We start from the raw sequence: 19,709 nt of genomic DNA on the forward strand, positions 1-19,709 counted from the left end.
GCTAGTTATGCTTAAAAAAGTAATATTCACTACTATACTGTTTTTTATATTCAGCAACCTGCTCATGGCCCAGAACGATTTGCAGTTCTATATCCGGTCTGCAAAGGAAAACAGCCCGCTTATAAAAGACAATAAAAACCAAAAAGAGGCTACCAGGATGGAGGTGGAACGCCTGAAGGCGATGTATGTCAGCCCGCAGGCAGGAGTTACGGCCAATTACCTCCTTGCGCCGGTATTGTCGCAGGATAATGGAAAAACGGCATTGCAACTGAACCCTGTCAATCCGCAAAAGTACATAGGGTACGATGTGTCGGCCAATAATGGCGGTTTGTACCAGGGATTGATCGGCATCAGCCAGCCGCTGTTCGGCCGTCAAAAGTTGGACGTTTTAGCTGATCAAGCCACTATCTCCAGACAGATTTACGATAACACCATCCGGCTCACGGAACATGATATCGAAAAGATCGTTACCGATCAATACATCCTATGCCTGCAGAATAGCCGGCAGGCTGATTTTGTTGGCGGGTATATCCAGCTATTGGAGGAGCAGCAGCAAGTGGTAACAAAACTGGTTAATGCCAGCATTCTTAAATTATCAGATCTCAGCTTGTTGAACATAGAGCTGCAAACACAGGTAATTGCCCGCAAAGCACTGGATGCGGCCTATCGAAGCAGCCTCCTGGACCTGAACGTGCTGAGTGGAATAAGTGATACCACTTTACATACACTTCCGGATATAGCGTTGACGATAAGCCCGGAAGTGAACGGCTCGTCATTCGTTAGCAAGTTCGACCTGGATAAAAGCGCATTAAACGCACAGCAACGCGTATTTGAGTTGAAATACAAGCCACTTGTGTCTGTTTTTGCAAATTCTGGTTTGTCTGCAGTTAACACGTCCACCCTGTACCGGCGGTTTGGTGTAAATGCCGGTGTAAGCCTGGCATGGACTTTATATGATGGTAAGCAGAAAAAGATCAGCAGGGAACGTACTAACATCCTGCTGAAATCGTCCGATGCCTATAAAGAAACGTTTCTCCGGCAAAACGAAGTAAGAAAGAACAGGTATGCGGTTGAGCTTCAAAATACGGCTGAACGCATTTCTCTTGTAGACGAGCAGCTGATGGAATATGATAAATTACTGGCCAACTACAAACAGCAGCTGCTTACCGGCCAGATCTCGGTCATAGATTATGTCAACACCCTGAAGAATGCAATGGCGCTGCAAAGAGAGCTTCTTTTGCTGCAAACAAACAGTCAGCTGATAATAAATAATCATAATTATTGGAACTGGTAATCTTTAACTATTTGGAATGAATCGTAACTATCTGATATCACTACTCGCAGTTCTTGCTTTTACTTCTTGCCATACCGCTGGCGGCAATGAGGAAACCGAAGTCCGGCCGGTAGCAAGTGTAAAATGCACTGGTGTAACATTTAAAGACATGAATGAACAGGTACGGCTCACAGCTACCGCAGTGTACTTACAACGCAGCCGGGTAAATGCACCTGTTGCCGGGTACATTATACGGGTACATGTTAAATACGGTGATGCGGTAACTAAAGGACAAGTGTTGTATGAAATGGAAACCAAGGAAAGGGTCGCGCTGAACAACAGTACCATTACAGTGGATAGCAGTCTGCGGAATTTCGGGCAGATTATTATCAAGGCCCCCGTTTCCGGAATTGTAACTACGATCGACCGGCAGCAAACGGGAGAATACATAATGGAGGGTAACCCATTCTGTACTATTACCAGGAATAGCGACCTGGCTTTCCAGTTGAATGTGCCTTATGAATATCATTCGCTTGTTGAGCGAAACCGGAAATGCGCGATTGTATTGCCGGATAAGTCGCGCATTCAGGGCCGGATAGTAAAGGCATTAAGCGCTCTTAATCCCGTAGCCCAAACGCAAATATACCTGGTAGCCCCCGCAGGGAACACTTTCCTCCCCGAAGGCCTGGTAGCTTCTGTGCTAATAACGACCAACAGCAGGCCTCATGCACAGGTCTTGCCCAGGGAGGCGGTATTGAGTGATGAATTGATGAAAAATTTCTGGATCATGAAACTGGTGAACGACACAACGGCGGTTAAAGTAGATATTACTACCGGAATAAGCAATGAAAATGAAATGGAGATTGTTTCACCCGTGCTGAGCCCGGCAGACAGAATCATATCAGAAGGCAATTATGGACTGGCAGATACCGCATCTGTAAAAATTATTAAATAGGGTGAAATGAGGAAAGTCAATTATTTCCAGGTATTATCGAAGCCTGTTATTTTCGTTGCAATAATATTGGCAGCAGCCGGTGCATTCTCTTACTTCCGTATGCAGACGGCATTGTTCCCCGAAGTCACCTTCCCGAAAATAAACCTGATAGTAGACAATGGCCAGCAACCCATTGACAGGATGATGATATCGGTAACCAAGCCGCTGGAGAGCGCTGTAAAACGGGTGAAAGGCGTCACCACTGTCAAAAGCAGCACCAGCAGGGGGAGTTGTGTTATAGAGGTATATTTTAACTGGGAAACGGATATCTATACAGCGAAAACGCAGATCGAGAGCCGGATCAATGAAATAAAAAGCATGCTTCCGGCGGGCGTTACTATATCCACGGAAGCCATGAACCAGTCCCTGTTCCCGGTTTATGGGTATACGCTTGAAAGCCGCACCAAAGGGCTTGTAGAACTAAAGGATAATGCCAACCTCCTGGTCCGGCCGCTTTTTTCGCAGGTAGCCGGTATTTCAAATGTAGTAGTTAGAGGAGGAAAGGTAAAAGAGTATGTAGTTATTCCCGACCCGGTGAAAATGTCTTCTCTGGGCATCACGCCCAACACACTGATCACTGTGTTCAATAATACCAACTTTATAGCATCCAACGGCAACCTGGCAGACTACCACAGGCTTTACCTGACCCTTACGGAAACAAGGGTTGATGATATTATTGCTTTACAGGATGTGATCATAAAAAACGATGGTAACAGGATCATCAGGTTAAGGGATATCGCGACTATTGATCTGCAGCAACAGCAGGAATTTGTAATTGTAAACGCCAATGGAAATGATGCCGTTTTGATAGACCTGGTTAAGCAGCAGGGTGTGAACCTTATGGACTTTGCCCGTGATGTTAAAAGCAAGGCGGCGGAAGTAAGGCGGGTATTACCGCCGGGAGTGGAATTGAAGCCCTACTACGACCAGTCTTCTTTTGTTGGCGACAGTATTCACAGCGTATCCAAAACCATCTATGAAGGTCTGCTCCTCGCCATTATTGTGATGATCGTATTCCTGCGTTCCTGGCGGGCCAGCCTGGTAGTTCTTCTGACCATTCCGGTGACCATTGCGTTTTCAATAATATTGCTCTATGCGGCTGGCCTTACCATCAACATCATGTCGCTGGGCGGCATTGCTGCCGCCATCGGGCTGATCATAGATGATGCAATTGTAATTATAGAGCAGATATACCGTACCCATGAAGAACACCCTGAACGGGATAATTTCACCATTGTAAAACAGGCCATCAGGGATCTCTTCCCTGCTATGGTCGGATCTTCCCTGTCAACGATCGTTATCTTCATCCCATTCCGCATGATGAGCGGGCTCGCGGGGAGTTTCTTCAAGGAGTTGTCAGACACCATGCAGATTGTACTGGTATGTTCTTTCCTGGTAACATGGATCGTGTTGCCGGTACTGCACCTGGTTATAGGGTTCCGGCATTCCATAAGCCATCATGCAACGCCTCCGCATGCAGATCCCGCCCGCAAATTGCGCTGGCTCACCTGGCTATTCAATAAACCCGCCTTTGCGGTCATTTTCGTACTGCTCCTCGGCGGGGGCGCCTATCTGGTATCCGGCAAGCTGGAAACCGGCTTTTTGCCAGACCTGGATGAAGGCACCATTGTTCTCGACTATTATTCGCCAAGCGGCACTTCGCTGGAAGAAACAGACAGGATGCTCAGAGAGGTGGAACAGATACTTGTTCATCATCCGGAAGTTGAAACCTACAGCCGGAGAACCGGCATACGGATGGCATTCAGAACTGTTCCTCAGAATTTCGGTGATTATTCCATACAGCTTAAAAAAAGCAGAACGCATAAAACAGTGGATGTTATTGACGATCTGAGAAGGCAGATAGAAGCTACGCAACCATCCCTGCACGTTTCATTCGGGCAGCGTATTTCTGATCTGCTGGGTGACCTGATGAGCACTCCCAGTCCTATAGAGATCAAAATATTTGGTGATAATCAGCAGAAGCTGGAAACACTGGCTCACCAGGCGGAAAGCATCCTGGGCAATGTTAAAGGTATAACCGATATAGAGAACGGGCTGGTACTGGCAGGTCCTTCCATGGTATTCATGCCGGATGTTCAGAAACTTGCGCAGTTCAATATTTCATTACTGGATTTTCAAACGCAGTTAACGGCTTATACGGGTGGTGTTCCGCTTGGGATCAATGCCAACGGGCCTACACTCGGGCCCGCGCAGATGGCCATGGCCGGCGGCGTTCAGATTGGGAGCATCCAGGATGGGGAACAAATGCGCAGAATACTGATGCGGTTTACCAATTTTAAGGATAATAATCTGGACAAGATCAAAAATGACCTCATTTTTTTGCCGGACGGTACCACAAAACCGCTTTCATTCTTTTGCACAGTAAAGATCATCAGTGGTGAAACAGAATTAAAGCGCGAAGATTTGAAGTCCAATATAGTACTCACGGCCAGGTTGACAAACAGAGACCTTGGCAGTGCGATAAAGGAAATACAGCAAAGCTTTGCTAAAGAACTGCCCCTGCCGCAGGGCTATACAGTAGCATATGGGGGCGCATACGCCGAACAGCAGCATTCATTCAAGGAACTACTGCTTATTTTGATTACTGCTTCATTGCTGGTATTCACGGTATTGCTTTTCCTGTTCAGGCACTGGCTGATCTCTATATTGATCCTCTTTATTTCCGTATTGGGCATTGGAGGTTGTGTGCTTGCCTTATATTTTACTGGTATCCCGTTAAATGTGGGCAGTTACACAGGTATCATTATGATAGTTGGAATAATTGCGGAGAATGCCATATTTACCATCAACCAGTTTTTTGCAAACCTCAAGGCTGGCGGCAAGGTGGATGATGCCATTAAATATGCCATTGCCTTGCGTATCCGACCTAAACTGATGACCGCAATTGGCGCCATCCTGGCGTTGATGCCGTTGGCACTTGGATTCGGCCTGGGAGCACAGATGCAGCAGCCGCTTGCCATCGCTGTAATTGGCGGTTTTATAGCAGGTATCCCCTTATTGCTTTTCGTATTTCCCAGTTTCCTGCGCCTGATCTACAAACAAAAAACTATTCAACAATGAATAAATTCATCAGCAAAGCGCTGCTGCTTATGGTAATATTTATTATACCTGGAGTAGCATCATTTGCACAAAAAACAGACAGTACTTCAAAAATAGTTCCGCTAAAATTCCAGAGAAAGCAGCTTTTTGTGCCAGCTACATTGATTGTAGCAGGTTTCGGGCTAAATGGCAATGGCAGAGAATCTATCAAAAACGAAATTGTAGAGGAACGAAATGAGATGGTCCCGCACTTTCGTACCCGGCTGGATGATTATCTCCAGTTTTCGCCGCTGGTATTAACCTATGGATTTGAAGCGTTGGGCATGAAACCCAAAACAGATATCATGAACCGGTCAGTAATTTTGTTGAAAAGTGAAATGCTGATGCTGGCCTCAACAAGCTTATTGAAAAGTACATCGCATATATTAAGGCCTGATGGTAGTGCCTACACGTCTTTTCCGTCAGGACATACTGCGCAGGCGTTCGCGGCCGCCACTTTACTCGCAGAGGAATATGGCCACCTTTACAAATGGGTGCCGTATGTTTCTTATGGCCTCGCATCAACAGTCGGAGCACTGAGGATGGCCAATAACAAACACTATTTAAGCGATGTGGTATTGGCAGCTGGTATCGGCATCCTATCCACTAAAGTAGCCTATTGGACACATCAATATCACTGGAATAAAAGGAAGAATAAAACAGTTCTATTTTGAAACAAGATGTACTGGCTTTATGTTAGAGACCAGTTATTAAAAATTAATGGACAAATTAACATGAATATGTGGTGGATATATGCTTTACTATCTGCGCTTTTTGCTTCCTTAACAGCCATCTTTGCAAAGGTGGGTGTAACAGGTATAAATTCAAACCTGGCTACTGCCATACGTACGGTCATCATTTTGATAATTGCCTGGGTGATCGTATTTGCAAGGGGTGAGTCAAAAGGTTTGCATACACTGTCCAGGCAGAACCTTGTTTTTTTGATCATATCTGGTGTAGCAACGGGATTATCATGGATTTTTTATTTTAAGGCACTTCAACTGGGAAAAGTTTCCCAGGTAGCACCTGTAGATAAACTCAGCGTGGCATTAACCATCATATTATCAGTTATTTTTCTTGGAGAAGCATTAACTATAAAAACGGCCGTTGGTGCATTACTCATTATCGCGGGTACAGTAGTGCTGATCTTCTGATTAAAAACTAATTGAAAAGCAAGCGCACTCCTACTAACAGCAATGCTATCGCTAACGATCTGATGATCCAATGTGGCTTTACAAATTGTGAAACTCTTGCGCCAAACTGTGCCCCGATGATTACACCGGCTCCTATGGATAGAGGTTTAGGCAACTGACCCTTGCAAGATATGAACAATAGTGCCGCTTAGTGCCATAATAGCAAGGATCAAATGCGAGGTGGCCCTGGCAATATGTGCAGGGAAATTGAGCAACAAAGTAAGTGCCGGTACGTGAAATAATTCCTCCACCTATGCCTAAAAGAGATGAAAGGGACCCTACGAAAAAACTCAATACAATACCCGACCACACCTTGAATCTATATCTGCAATGCTCTCCCTCACTATCAATCAATTCCCGGTGAGTTAAGTTTTGATTGCCGGTAACTTTGCTTTTTGAGTAAAAAGTTGGCTTGACCAATAATAACATTAATATTATTTCCAGGAAAATATCAAAAGTTTCCTGTCTATCCAGGCCGTAATAAAAGCTCCCATGATCAGACTAACGGTTATTTCTTTCCTGCAGGGTCATCGCTAACTCCTGCGGGAGCTACCACGCCGTTGACGGGAAAGGGCATCTCTTTATCTTATCACATTAATCCGGTTCGGCAAGGCTGATATCTACGGATGGGAGGCCTTCAGCTGGAGCGCTGGAGGGCAATCTAATAGTTTACTGGTTTCGGAATAGCATGCTAACACACCGTGACCAGGTAGCGGTAGTTTTCACCGCTGGAGGAATATACCGGCAGATATATTTTAAGTATAGATTCCATAATCTTGCAATCATTTTTAGAACTTCATCCGCTGGATGCGAATGGCATTTACAATGGCCAGCAGCGCCACGCCTACATCCGCGAAAACCGCTTCCCACATAGTTGCCAGCCCGCCTGCACCTAAAACGAGCACGATGGCTTTAACACCAAAGGCCAGGCCGATATTCTGCCATACTACCCGGTTGGTAGCCCGGCCTATCTTCATCGCGGTGGCAATACGGGAAGGCTGGTCTGTCTGGATCACCACATCTGCCGTTTCGATGGCTGCGTCACTTCCGAGGCCGCCCATAGCTATGCCCACATCGCTAAGCGCCAGTACGGGCGCATCATTGATGCCATCGCCCACAAAAGCCACTACCGCGCCGGGTCCTTTCTTGATCTGCTCAATCTTTTCCACTTTGTTTTCCGGCAGCAGGTCGCCAAAAGCACTGTCTATTTTCAAGGCAGCAGCCACTTTATCGACTACTGACTGCTTATCGCCGCTGAGCATGGTAGTTTTTACATTCATGGTATGAAGGGCGTCAACGGCATCTTTCGCATCTTCTTTGATCTCGTCGGCAATGGTGATGTACCCTGCAAACTTTCCATCCACACCCACTACGACAATCGTATCGGTGATGGCTTCTACTTCCGCTGGAACAGGTATATTCATCTTCTTCATCAGTTTCACGTTTCCAGCCAGCACCTCCTTCCCCGAAATCCTGCCTTTCAGGCCGTGGCCGCTGATCTCTTCCAAGTCGTCCACTGCAACATCATCTGCTGCAGCGCCAACATATTCCACCACCGCTGTAGCTATCGGGTGGGTGGATTTGCTTTCCAGGGCAGCAGCCATGGGCAGCCATTCTTCTTTCGGGATATCGAAGCTCTTAATCTCCTGAACACGGAAAACGCCTTTTGTCAGGGTGCCGGTCTTATCCATCACCACCCGGTTCACCTTGGTCATCAGGTCAAGGTAATTGGAGCCTTTAAACAGGATACCCTTGCGGGAAGCCGCACCGATTCCACCGAAGTAACCCAGCGGTATAGAGATTACCAGCGCGCAGGGGCAGGAAATTACGAGGAAGATCAGCGCCCGGTACAACCAGTCGTTAAAAACATATGGATTAACGAAGAAGTAAGGCAGAAGGGCGATGCCCACGGCGAGAAAAACCACGATGGGCGTATAAATTCTTGCGAACCTGCGGATGAACTGTTCTGTTTTCGCTTTCCTTGTGGTGGCTTCCTGTACCATGGTAAGGATGCGTGCCAGCGAACTGTCATTGAATAGTTTCGTCACCTTCAGCTCCACGACCTTTTCCTGGTTGATCATGCCCGCCAGTACGGTTTCACCTTTATCAAAAGTGGACGGCTTACTCTCTCCGGTTAACGCCGCTGTGTTGAAAGAACTGCCATCATTAATGATAACGCCGTCCAGCGGCACCCTTTCACCTACTTTTATCTGAATAGTATCTTCCACTTTCACATCCAAAGGTGACATTTCCTTAAAGGCACCATCCACCAACACCATTGCCGTATCAGGGCGAATATCCAGCAGCGCCTTTATGCTGCGTTTTGCGCGGGTTACCGCTGCATCCTGAAATAGCTCGCCAACCGTGTAGAACAACATTACTGCCACGCCTTCAGGATATTCGCCGATATAGAACGCGCCGAGCGTGGCGATGGTCATCAGTACGAACTCAGTAAACACATCGCCCTTTACCAGCAGGCTGATGCCTTTGCTGGCTACAGGCCAGCCCACAGGAAGATATGCAATAGCATACCAGGCTAAACGAACCCAGCCAGCGAAGAAAGAGGGTTTTATATAACTGTCCGCGATGATGCCTGCTATCAGCATAATAAAGCTGATAATGGCCGGTAGATACTTTTTCCAGGCGGCCGAAGAACCTTCCGCATGTGAGTGATCATGTTCTTCTTCCTCCGTTTCCACTTCCGTTTCTTCGTGGGCAGGCTCTTGCTGCTTTACAGACTTCCATTTCAGCCCCTCTTTATCAATAGCAGCCAGTACAGCCTGTTTGTTGGTTGCCGTATGGTCAAACTCCATGCGGATATTGCCGGTTGCGGACACGGAAGCGTCCACCACACCCGGAACTTTCCTCAGTTGGGCCTCCACTACACTGGCTTCCATCATTTCTCGAATGGCTTCCACCTCAATAACCAGATGGCCGTATTTCCGGGCAATGAATACGCCCGCTTCGCGGGCATACCGCTGGATCTGGTCAAGGGAAATTTCATTTGGGTCGTAATGGAAGCAGAGCCTGGCGCCGTTATTTTCATCGGCAGTTATAACATGGGCTTTCTCAATACCTTTATGGTGCTGCATGGCGGCAATTATTCGCTGTACGCATGCGTCTCGTTCATCAGGTATTTCAGGCAGCAGCAAATCAAGGTTAATCTTTATCTTTTCCATATTGGCCGTTTATATTTTAAAAAATCAATGTTCGTGGCCTCCTGTATTGGTTTGCTTGGCAAGAATGAAAAATGCGCCTTTGACCACAATTTGCGAACCGACAGGAATATCCTTCAAAGGAGTAATTTCAGTATATCCTACATCGGTAGTGCCTTTTGCAACAGGAATTCTCTCAAAAGTTATACCCTTTGCCGCAACCGCTTCCTCTTTTTCCTTATGATCGTGCGGTTCGGCGGCACTATGGTCGTGCTTTTCGCCGCTTTCGTCATGGTGTTCGTTTTCAGCATGGGCATCGGAAACGATGAAGATGTAGTCCTGCCCCTGGTAGGTAACCAGCGCGTCCGTGGGAACCGCCTGCGCCACGGCTTTTTCAAGGCTGATGAGTGCGGTAATACCCATTCCGTCGATCAGGCCGGTTTTGTCACCTTTCACCTTCGCATGTACGCTAACGGCCTTGCTTTCACCTTCGAAGGACGATCCCAATGAGAAAATTTCCGCATCATACTCTTTACCGGGATTATTTGTCAGAGTAAAATGAATGAGTTGACCTTTCTTCAGCTTGGAGAGGTCTTTTTCGAACACGAACAAGTCCAGATGTAATTGGCTATTGTCCACAACGTCGGCCACCGCTGTATTAACGTCCACGGAGTTGCCCAGGTTCACGGAAATATTGCTAACTACACCGTTTATGGGACTACGGACGCTGATCACTGAAATCAGATTGCCGCTTGCCAGCGTGTTCGTATTTATGCCCATCAGCCCGATCTGCTCTTTCAAGGCCGCGCGGCGGGTTTTCAGCTCGGATAAGGATGATTCCGCGATCTGGAGGTTTTTCAACGCGCCGGCATTGCCGCTGGTAAGTTCCTGTTGGCGGATAAGTTCCTGTTGCGCAAGCTGAATCTTGGGGTTAATGGCCAGAAACTCTTCCTGGACCTGAATAAACTGAGGATTAGAAAGCGTAGCAATAACCTGTCCTTTCTTAACAGTACTGCCAGTCTGAATCAACAGGGACTTAATTACCCCGTTGTATACGGAGTTGATGGTGGCCCGGCTTTGATTGGGAACTTTTAAGACGCCATTAGCCCGCAGTGAGGATGTGAGCTGTTTGTTTTCGATCTTTCCCAGTTCTACGCCGATGCTTTTCATCTGTTCTAAGTTGAGGGAAGCTGTGTTTTCGTTTTCATGTTCGTCATGATGCTCGTCGCCTTCGGCTTCAGTTGTTTTCTCCTGGCCGCTTTTACCCTCACAGGAAAAGAGGGCTGCTGATATCGAGAAATATGCTAAGAAAATCAATATTTTGTTCATCTGAGACTGATTGAGTTAATATTATTGATTGATGAAATAGTTGTAATTAATTACGGAATGGTTGTATGTGTTCAGATTGTCCAGGTAATTACGTTGTATGTCGATAGCTTGGGTTAGGAACTGGGCGAGCTCCGCAAAGCTGATTTCACCGGCGCGGTAAGCAAGCGTGGCGGCTTTAAGGATCTCTTCCGCCTGGTCGAGCCCTGTAGTTTCGTAAAACTTCAGCAGGCTCACATTTTTTTCAACTTCCTTTAGCGCGTTTGCACGTTGAGCATTGAATACCTGGAGGTTGTAGGCATACTGCTTTTCCTGAACGTTTGTTTCGGCTTGGGCCACACGAACCTTTTGCTTATATGAGCCGGCACCGAAGAGGGGAAAAGACGCGGTTACGGAAAAGCCGGTAAATGGATTACTCATTCCATAAAGGCGTTGGCTGAAAAAGCGTCCAGAGAACTCCGGCATATTCTCATTTCGTGCTACTGCTACACCCGCATTCGCAATGGAAACATTTTGGTGTTCCAACTGCATGATTGGATGCAGGCTGTCCGGCAATAGCTGCGGAAGCGGAAGCTTTTCCAAGGGATCAAGAACGGGCAGTACATTTTCATCCGCATTCAATACTTGTCGCAGAAGAGCTTGCTGGATTTGGATGTCCTTATCCACCTGCACTATTTGCGCTTCGAGCTCTTTCATACGTACATTGGCAGCGATGCTGTCCAGGCCAGGACTATCGCCAGTCCTAACCTTCAGCCGTGCTGCATCGGAGAGGGTTTTATAGATACTGTCCAGGCGTTGGAACAGTTTCTTTTTGTCCTGCAGGAACCAAAGCTGATAGTAGGTTCCGCGTACATCCCGTTTTACGTCGGCATCAATAACTACAGCATTTATATGGGCATATTTGAGTTGTTCGCCATATAACTTCTTCTGAGATTTGTAAAGGCCGGGCCATGCAATGCTTTGGGAAACCCCAATTTTGAGAATGCCAACCTTGTCGCTCGGGCGGTAATCTTCGTTTTCCGCAAATACGCCTGTTTTGGGTAGTAGGTTCGCGGATTTGACCAAGGCCTGTCCTTTACCAATCATCTCCTGGCCGACTGCGAACCGCAGGTTTTCTTTTGCCAATCCCATTACTTCGTTGATGGTCGTGCGCTTACCGGGAGTCTCCTGTGCCCGGGCGCTGAAAGTTGCCAGGGAAAGCGCAGGGATAAGCAGAATCATAGCCACGGACGGTTTTAGCTTCATACCGCTGCCTCTAACTGAGAATATGATATATAACAATGGTAATACAACCAGTGTTAGAAAGGTTGCCGAAACGAGTCCACCAATCACCACGGTTGCCAACGGTTTCTGCACCTCAGCACCTGCGCCAGTGGACAATGCCATCGGAAAAAAGCCCAACGAGGCCACGGTGGCCGTCATCAATACAGGCCGGAGTCTGATCTTCGTCCCTTCAAGCACCCTGGCGATCACATCTTTCATCCCTTCTTTTTCGAGTTGATTAAATGTACTGATCAAAACGATGCCGTTTAATACCGCTACTCCGAACAGGGCGATAAACCCAACGCCAGCGGAGATGCTAAATGGCATTCCCCTTAGCAATAGAGCCAAAATCCCGCCGATGGCGCTCATAGGGATGGCTGTGAAGATCAAGGTCGCTTCTTTGAACGATCCGAACGTGAAGTAGAGCAACATGAAGATCAGAATCAGGGATACGGGCACCGCGATGCTCAGGCGTGCGGAGGCCTCCTGCAGATTTTCGAACGTTCCCCCGTATGTAAGGTAATAGCCAGTCGGCAGCAACTTGGCTGCTGACAGTTTCTCCTTTATCTCCTTCACGACACTTTCGACATCTCTATCACGAACATTGAAGCCAACCACGATCCGCCGTTTACCTTCTTCCCGGCTGATTTGCGCAGGGCCTTCCTTAATAGCGACCGTAGCGATCTGTTCAAGCGGTATCTGGTTGCCATCCGGCAAGGAGATATATAGGTTACTTACATCTTCCATTGAGCTCCGGTTAGCGCTGTCCAAACGTACGACCAGATCGAATTTCCTTTCATTTTCAAACACAACACTGGCAGCTTTACCTGCGAAGGCTGTGCTGATCGTATTATTGACCTCGGAGATGTTCAGGCCATACCCGGCAATCTTTGCGCGATCATAGGTGACCGTTATCTGCGGAAGCCCGGTTGTCCGTTCAATTTGTGGCGCCGTTGCTCCCTTTACGCTTTGGACAACCGCCGCAATTTTTGGGGCTAGAAATGCCAGCGTATCTATATTTTCACCGAATATTTTGATGGCGACATCCTGACGGACGCCTGTCATCAATTCGTTGAACCGCATCTGGATCGGCTGTGAAGCCTCGAAGAACACACCTGGAATGACCTCCAACTTTTCGAGCATGCGTTCCGCCAGTTCTGAATAACTTTCCTCTGTTCCCCATTCATCCTGCGGCTTGAGCGTTATTATAAGGTCGGTCGCTTCCGGCGGCATTGGATCGGTCGGTACCTCCGCGGCACCAGTCTTTCCAACCACCATTTTCACTTCGGGAAACGATTTTATTATACGGCTGGCCTGCATGGACGTTTCTATACTTTGCGACAGGGAAGATCCCTGGGGAAGGATACAGTGGAATGCATAGTCACCTTCCTGGAGTTGCGGAATAAATTCGCCGCCCATCCGGCTAAAGATCAGGATCGTGACAGCCAGCAGGAATACGGCTATAGTCACAACCATATATTTGAATTTTATAGCGGTGCGGATTAACGGGGCGTATTGCCGTTGGAAGAAGTCCATCATCTTGTCTGCGAATGTCCGTTTGTTCGAAAGTTTCTTCGGCAGGACCAACGCGGACATCATGGGAATATAAGTGAGGGAAAGTATCAGTGCGCCCATGATGGCGAAGCCCACCGTCTGGGCCATAGGCCGAAACATCTTTCCTTCGATTCCGACCAGCGACAGAATAGGGATATATACAATCAGGATGATAATTTCACCGAATGCGGCACTGTTCCGGATTTTCGAGGCAGAAAGAAATACTTCCTCGTCCATTTCCGCCTGCGTCATTTTTACTTGGGATTTTCGCAGGCCAAGATGGTGCATCGTGGCCTCTACGATGATCACAGCACCATCGACGATGAGCCCGAAATCAATCGCCCCCAGGCTCATGAGATTGGCGCTGACTCCGAAGAGGTTCATCATGCCCAGCGCAAACAACATGGACAATGGAATTGCAGAAGCCACGATTAGGCCGGCGCGAATGTTCCCAAGGAAAATAACAAGCACGAAGATGACGATGAGCGCACCTTCTATCAGGTTGGTTTTTACGGTATTGATTGCACGATCTACCAAGCCTGTGCGGTCGGAATAAGCTTCTATTTCAATATCGGTGGGAAGGGAAGATTGAATGGTTTTCATTTTTTCCTTTACCCGAGATACCACTTCCGCGCTGTTGGCGCCTTTAAGCATCATTACAATGCCTCCCACGGCTTCTTTTTCACCGTTGTAGGTCAGGGCTCCGTAACGTACCGCGCTGCCAAGACGTACATCAGCGACGTTCTTGATCAGTACCGGAATGCCGTTCACGTTTTTCACAACGATATTGCCGATATCTTCCAGATTGGAAACGAGGCCGATGCCACGGATGAAATAAGCATTTGGTTTCTTGTCGATATAGGCGCCTCCCGTATTTTCATTATTCGTTTGCAGCGCGATAAAGATTTCCTGCATGCTTACGTTCAGTGCCTTCAACCTCGCCGGGTTAACAGCAACTTCGTACTGCTTTACGAGTCCCCCGAAGCTGTTCACTTCTGCGATACCGGGTGTTCCGTAAAGTTGGCGGGCTACAATCCAGTCCTGCATGGTGCGGAGGTCCATGGCAGAGTACTTATCCTCACTTCCCTTTTTAGGATGTATGATGTACTGGTATATCTCTCCGAGACCGGTACTTACCGGTGCGAGTTCGGGCGTACCCATGCCCATGGGTATCTTTTCCTCCGCTTCTTTGAGCTTTTCATTTATTAGCTGGCGCGCAAAGTAGATATCAATGTCATCGTGAAAAACCACTGTAATAACCGAAAGGCCAAACCGTGAAATGGATCTCATTTCCTCCAAGTCCGGTAGATTGGCAAGGCTTTGCTCGATGGGGTAAGTTATAAATTGTTCTACTTCCTGGGATGCCAGCGTAGGGGCGCGGGTAATGACCTGTACCTGATTGTTGGTAATGTCGGGCACCGCATCAATCGGTAGTCGGCCGGCACTCCAAACGCCCCAAGCCACAAGCGCCAACGTCATCAATCCAATAATTAATTTGTTTTTTATTGAAAAGCTAATGATTCTACTTAGCATGTTTGAGTAATGGTTTGTAATGAAAATTATAATAATGCTTTACCCGTCCCGCTATGGCAAGGGCAACAAGAAATGCCAGGAGTATGAGTACGGCCGTTTTGGTAATTCGCAACCAGAGGGGGACACGTTGTTTCCTGCGCATTTTTGCATTCCCAGCCTTAGAAGGTCGTGACATAGATTTTGCCATAACCAATTTTTGGATGCGGAAATAATCAGTAAGGAACGATGTAGCCGAAAAGGCTTTAATTAGACGAGCTGGGGCGGTTGGAAAATCGGGAAAGAAAGTTCCGGATACGAATAGTTATTGTAACAATTGTAGGAAGATAACGATTCTGGTAATAGAATATCGATGCTCACATATTGGTAGACAAATGTGACTACTGAACAACACGAACAAACACACAAAGGAGAGCATGCATCGTTATGATGCTTGGAGTGCCCGGAGGAATGTTCCTGAACGGAACTATAATGATTTTGTGTAGGGGATACTGAGCCGCCGCTTAGTCCTTGGTCTGCACATGGAATACAGCTAAGGATGATCATAATAATTGATAATATAGTTGCAGCGTTCCGCATTACGGCAAAAGTATTGAATTTTATATGATATTATGAATGGGTAGTTTAGAAAATTTATGAAGGCTTGTTGCAAACAAGGACATACTAGCTTGATAAACAATATTTTGAGTGGGGAGTAAAGCAATCGCTGAACTGTCGTTTGCTGAAATAGTACCTTTCCGGTTCTAGTTTCCATTTTTCCTATATTTCATACATCGCACGTTGTTGGGCCAATGCGGGAAGACAGGGCGTTTTTCAACCTGGTTCAATTCTCGATGATCCAGCCTGGGTAAATAAATAGCCAACGAACAATTGAGGTCGCTGAAGCTCACGTTCACACTCGTTTTCCATCGTTTTGTATCAATTGTATCAATCTGGCCATTGATACTATAAAGATTCGTTATATTTGACGCAGCAACTGACATCAAACGATGCCCAAACTAAACAAATGGATAAGCTTTTTACTGGTACTTGTTGTGGTATGTGCCTCAGCAGGGGGGGCAAGTTATGCCATTGAGCAGCCCGCGGACAGTTGCTGCCAGCATGATCTACCGCAGGACGATCCCTGTTCCTCCGATGAACAACCGGGAAAAGGTTGCTCTAACGAGGGCAATCCTTTCCAGTTTTGCTCCTGCTGCATCCATGCCTGGGTGACTGCGCAGCAGATTTCGCTCGGAAACGCGCCACACCCGGCGCCTACCAATTACCAATTTTGCGGAAACGCATTTCTTCCTACACCTCCCGCTTCCGATTTCTGGCAGCCGCCACGTTTTTTATGATAATGTAGATGACAGTGCCTGTAAAGCACTATAAGCATGATGCCGCGAATTGACCGGCATCAAAAGTCCTGTATCCATATTTCACTCAACTTATCAAACTTATCATGAAAAGCGTATTTTCTTTTCTTATTGTAGCTATTTGCCTGTTCTTCGCCGCTCCGTCAGCGTTTGCCCAATTCAAGGCCTCCGAACCGCAAAAAGCCCTCGTGCAGGTGGTTAACCTGACCTGCGATGGCGACATGCCCACCATCAAAAAACAATTGATCAATCAGGATGGCATCGAGTCCGTGGAATTCACCAAAAGAGCATCCGGTTCATCCTCTTTTACCATCCTTTTCAATCGCGACGTGATCTCCCTCGACCAGATCCACAAAACCATCGAGAAGACGCCCGGCTGCGATGACAAAACCACGATGCCCTACCGCGTGAAAAAAGACAAAAAGGCTAAAGACGCTAAACAATGAGAATCAACGCATTGCTGACGCTTCTCTTGCTTTCCGGAACTTTGCAGGCCCAAACCATCAAAGGAAAACTTTTCGGCGAAACCGGTGATGAAAGAGAAATCCTTCCCGGCGGAACCGTACAGTGGATCGCCGGTGGGCCCGTTGCGATCGTCAACGAAAACGGCGTCTTTGAGCTGCAGGCCGATGGCGTGACCGAAAAGCGGATCGTGGCTTCTTTTTCCGGTTACCGGAGCGACACCATCGCCTGGGACGGTCGCACCTACCTGAGCATCACGCTCAAACGAACGGCGACCGACCTCACGGGTGTGACTGTTACAGATCGCCGTGGCGCTTTCATTTCCGGCACTTCCGTCAATAAGCTGGAAGTTATCAACCAGCGGGAACTGAGCAAGGCAGCCTGCTGTGACCTGGCCGGCTGCTTCGGCACCACGGCTTCTGTGCAACCACAGACCACCAACATCGTGACTAATTCCCAGGAACTGCGCATCCTGGGCCTCTCAGGTGTTTACAACCAGGTGCTGGTAGACGGGCTCCCGATGGTACAGGGGCTGACCTACACTTATGGCATCAGCACTTTCCCCGGCACGATCGTAGAAAACATATACGTTTCCAAAGGAACAACCTCTGTGCTGCAGGGCTACGAAAGCATTAGCGGCCAGATCAATCTTGATACCCGGCATCCTGACAAAGCCGATCGCCTGCACCTGAACGCTTATATCAACAGCTTCGGCGAAAAGCACCTGAATGCCAGCGGCGCCACGGTAGTAGGGAGGAATAAAAAATGGCATACGTTGCTGGCGCTACATTCCGTACAGCCTTCGGCCCGGATTGACGGGAACGCAGACGGTTTCCTCGATCTACCTTTGCTCACCAGATACATGGCCTATAACAAATGGAAATATGGCAGCGATACAGAAAACGGGCTCAGCGCGCAGTTCGGTCTGCGTTTCGTAAACGAGAAGCGCATCGGCGGGCAGAAAATCTATCGGGGAAACGGTGACAAGGGCAGCGGACAGGTGTATGGCCAGTTCGTCAACTTCAACCAACCCGAAGCCTATGCCAAACTGAACTACCGTTTTTCAGACCGGCATGTTCTGGCGCTGGCGGCTTCCGGCTCCGCCCATGATCAGGACGCCTGGTTTGGCACGCTTGCCTACACCGGAAGGCAGCAGACAGCCTACATCAACCTTCAGCACGAAATGAAATGGGGGCAACACCTCCTGAAATACGGTATAAGTTACCGCTACCAGGAACTGACGGAGGACATCCGGTTTGTGGTTGCAGACCCCACGAAGACATACGCCGGCAAATACCTCACCCGGTTACGTGTGCCGGGCGTTTTCGCGGAGAATACTTTCCATTGGGCGGACGATAAAGTGGTGCTGATCGCCGGCGCGCGTATGGACCGTCATCAGGAAGAGGGCTGGTACTTTACACCGCGCACGATGCTGAAATATGCCCTCAACGCCAATCACACCTTCCGCGCATCCGCCGGGACGGGCTGGCGGCAGGTAAACCTTTTCAGTGAACAGCCGGTAATCCTGACCAGCTCAAGGAATATCGTGTTCACCGAGGCGCTGCGGTCGGAGGAAGCGATGAACTGGGGCGTAAGCCACACCTGGCGCTTCGAAGCCGGTTCCACCAAGGGTACCCTTAGCGCGGATTTTTACCAGACGCGGTTCCAAAACCAGTTCTTTCCGGACTATGACCTGGATCCGTCGAAGATCGTTATCCGCAATTTCGATGGCGTGTCGCGTTCCAACGGCGTGCAGGTGGATGCGCTGTTTGTTTTCGTGCAGCAACTGGAAGTGAGGGCCGCATACAACTACCTCGACGTGTACCGGAAAGAAAATGGGACGAAGGTGGTGTTACCCTTCAATCCGCGCAACAGGCTAATGTCTGCCGTATCTTATCGCACGCGCAACAACAAATGGCAGGCCGATGTAAATGCACATTGGTTCGACCAGATGCGGCTGCCGGATACACAAGGCAATCCCGAGCCCTACCGGCGCCCGTCCAGCTCCAGCCCATACACCACGGTGAACGTGCAGGGAACCTTCCGGTTAAGCACGCTTGAATTTTATGCAGGTTGCGAAAACATTGCCAACTACCGCCAACCGGATCCCATTATAAGCGCGGACAACCCATTCGGGCCGCACTTTGATCTGTCTTCCGTTTGGGGGCCGACGAGAGGGAGGGAATTTTACTTTGGCGTTCGGTATACGATCAAGTAAGCGTTATTATCTTATAAGCCTATCCCTTGCTTGTTTGCGGGGATAGGTTTTTTGTGTATAGTGTATCCGGACTGCTGAATGTACCCCTCAAACTATCATCAACAAGACTTATTCAGTTGTACTGGAGGGCACTTAACCGTGCCATAACTACAAAATACGCAACAATCCCCGTGATTGGGCTTTAGTACCGTTTTGCAATTTGTGCAGGAATAGAAATATTGACTGGAATGGCTGGTCAACTCATAATTCACCCCGCTGGGCGTTGTGTTCAGCCCAACTTCGTGGGG

12 protein-coding genes are annotated in these 19,709 nt (G+C 48.1%); 7 read left to right on the forward strand and 5 right to left on the reverse strand.

All coding sequences use genetic code 11. The features are described 5' to 3' along the window. Positions 1 to 7 precede the first annotated feature (7 nt). The 5 genes from CCY01nite_RS20220 to CCY01nite_RS20240 are packed head-to-tail and all read left to right on the forward strand — an operon-like array spanning position 8 to position 6,520. Positions 8 to 1,294, forward strand: a complete 1,287-nt coding sequence (locus tag CCY01nite_RS20220) for a TolC family protein (protein ID WP_186831177.1) — start codon at positions 8 to 10, stop codon at positions 1,292 to 1,294. A gap of 16 nt (positions 1,295 to 1,310) precedes the next feature. Beyond that, the gene (locus tag CCY01nite_RS20225; RefSeq protein WP_146865616.1) at positions 1,311 to 2,228 is read left to right on the forward strand and encodes an efflux RND transporter periplasmic adaptor subunit; all 918 of its coding nucleotides are present in this window, start codon (positions 1,311 to 1,313) and stop codon (positions 2,226 to 2,228) included. A gap of 6 nt (positions 2,229 to 2,234) precedes the next feature. Further along, positions 2,235 to 5,348: an efflux RND transporter permease subunit gene (locus tag CCY01nite_RS20230; protein ID WP_146865618.1), complete on the forward strand. Its 3,114-nt coding sequence runs from the start codon at positions 2,235 to 2,237 to the stop codon at positions 5,346 to 5,348. Next, positions 5,345 to 6,040, forward strand: coding sequence for a phosphatase PAP2 family protein (locus CCY01nite_RS20235; protein WP_222614458.1), 696 nt, complete (start codon positions 5,345 to 5,347; stop codon positions 6,038 to 6,040). The genes CCY01nite_RS20230 and CCY01nite_RS20235 overlap by 4 nt, the downstream gene beginning before the upstream one ends. A 6-nt stretch (positions 6,041 to 6,046) precedes the next feature. Next, entirely contained in the window at positions 6,047 to 6,520 is a 474-nt protein-coding gene (locus CCY01nite_RS20240; protein WP_246129985.1) for an EamA family transporter, read from the forward strand. Positions 6,521 to 7,347: 827 nt separating this feature from the next. Here CCY01nite_RS20240 and CCY01nite_RS20245 read toward each other — a convergent pair. The 4 genes from CCY01nite_RS20245 to CCY01nite_RS27135 form a co-directional block, all read right to left on the reverse strand. Further along, a complete protein-coding gene (locus tag CCY01nite_RS20245) occupies positions 7,348 to 9,651 on the reverse strand; it encodes a heavy metal translocating P-type ATPase (RefSeq protein WP_246129986.1) in 2,304 nt (767 codons plus the stop codon). Between the two features lie 111 nt (positions 9,652 to 9,762). Then, complete coding sequence (locus tag CCY01nite_RS20250; protein WP_146865620.1) at positions 9,763 to 11,043, reverse strand: efflux RND transporter periplasmic adaptor subunit; 1,281 nt, start codon at positions 11,041 to 11,043, stop codon at positions 9,763 to 9,765. Positions 11,044 to 11,064: 21 nt separating this feature from the next. Further along, entirely contained in the window at positions 11,065 to 15,390 is a 4,326-nt protein-coding gene (locus CCY01nite_RS20255; protein ID WP_146865622.1) for a CusA/CzcA family heavy metal efflux RND transporter, read from the reverse strand. Between the two features lie 246 nt (positions 15,391 to 15,636). Then, positions 15,637 to 15,966, reverse strand: a complete 330-nt coding sequence (locus tag CCY01nite_RS27135; RefSeq protein WP_371863621.1) for a DUF6660 family protein — start codon at positions 15,964 to 15,966, stop codon at positions 15,637 to 15,639. 862 nt (positions 15,967 to 16,828) lie between these two features. Here CCY01nite_RS27135 and CCY01nite_RS20260 point away from each other — a divergent pair. Further along, the gene (locus tag CCY01nite_RS20260) at positions 16,829 to 17,188 is read left to right on the forward strand and encodes a heavy-metal-associated domain-containing protein (RefSeq protein WP_146865624.1); all 360 of its coding nucleotides are present in this window, start codon (positions 16,829 to 16,831) and stop codon (positions 17,186 to 17,188) included. Continuing rightward, positions 17,185 to 19,422: a TonB-dependent receptor gene (locus CCY01nite_RS20265; protein ID WP_146865626.1), complete on the forward strand. Its 2,238-nt coding sequence runs from the start codon at positions 17,185 to 17,187 to the stop codon at positions 19,420 to 19,422. Before CCY01nite_RS20260 ends, CCY01nite_RS20265 begins: the two co-directional genes overlap by 4 nt. 98 nt (positions 19,423 to 19,520) lie before the next feature. Here CCY01nite_RS20265 and CCY01nite_RS27055 read toward each other — a convergent pair whose 3' ends face one another. After that, a complete protein-coding gene (locus CCY01nite_RS27055) occupies positions 19,521 to 19,673 on the reverse strand; it encodes a GDCCVxC domain-containing (seleno)protein (RefSeq protein WP_307726088.1) in 153 nt (50 codons plus the stop codon). Positions 19,674 to 19,709 lie beyond the last annotated feature (36 nt).

Source organism: Chitinophaga cymbidii (assembly GCF_007992715.1).
GTDB lineage: Bacteria > Bacteroidota > Bacteroidia > Chitinophagales > Chitinophagaceae > Chitinophaga > Chitinophaga cymbidii.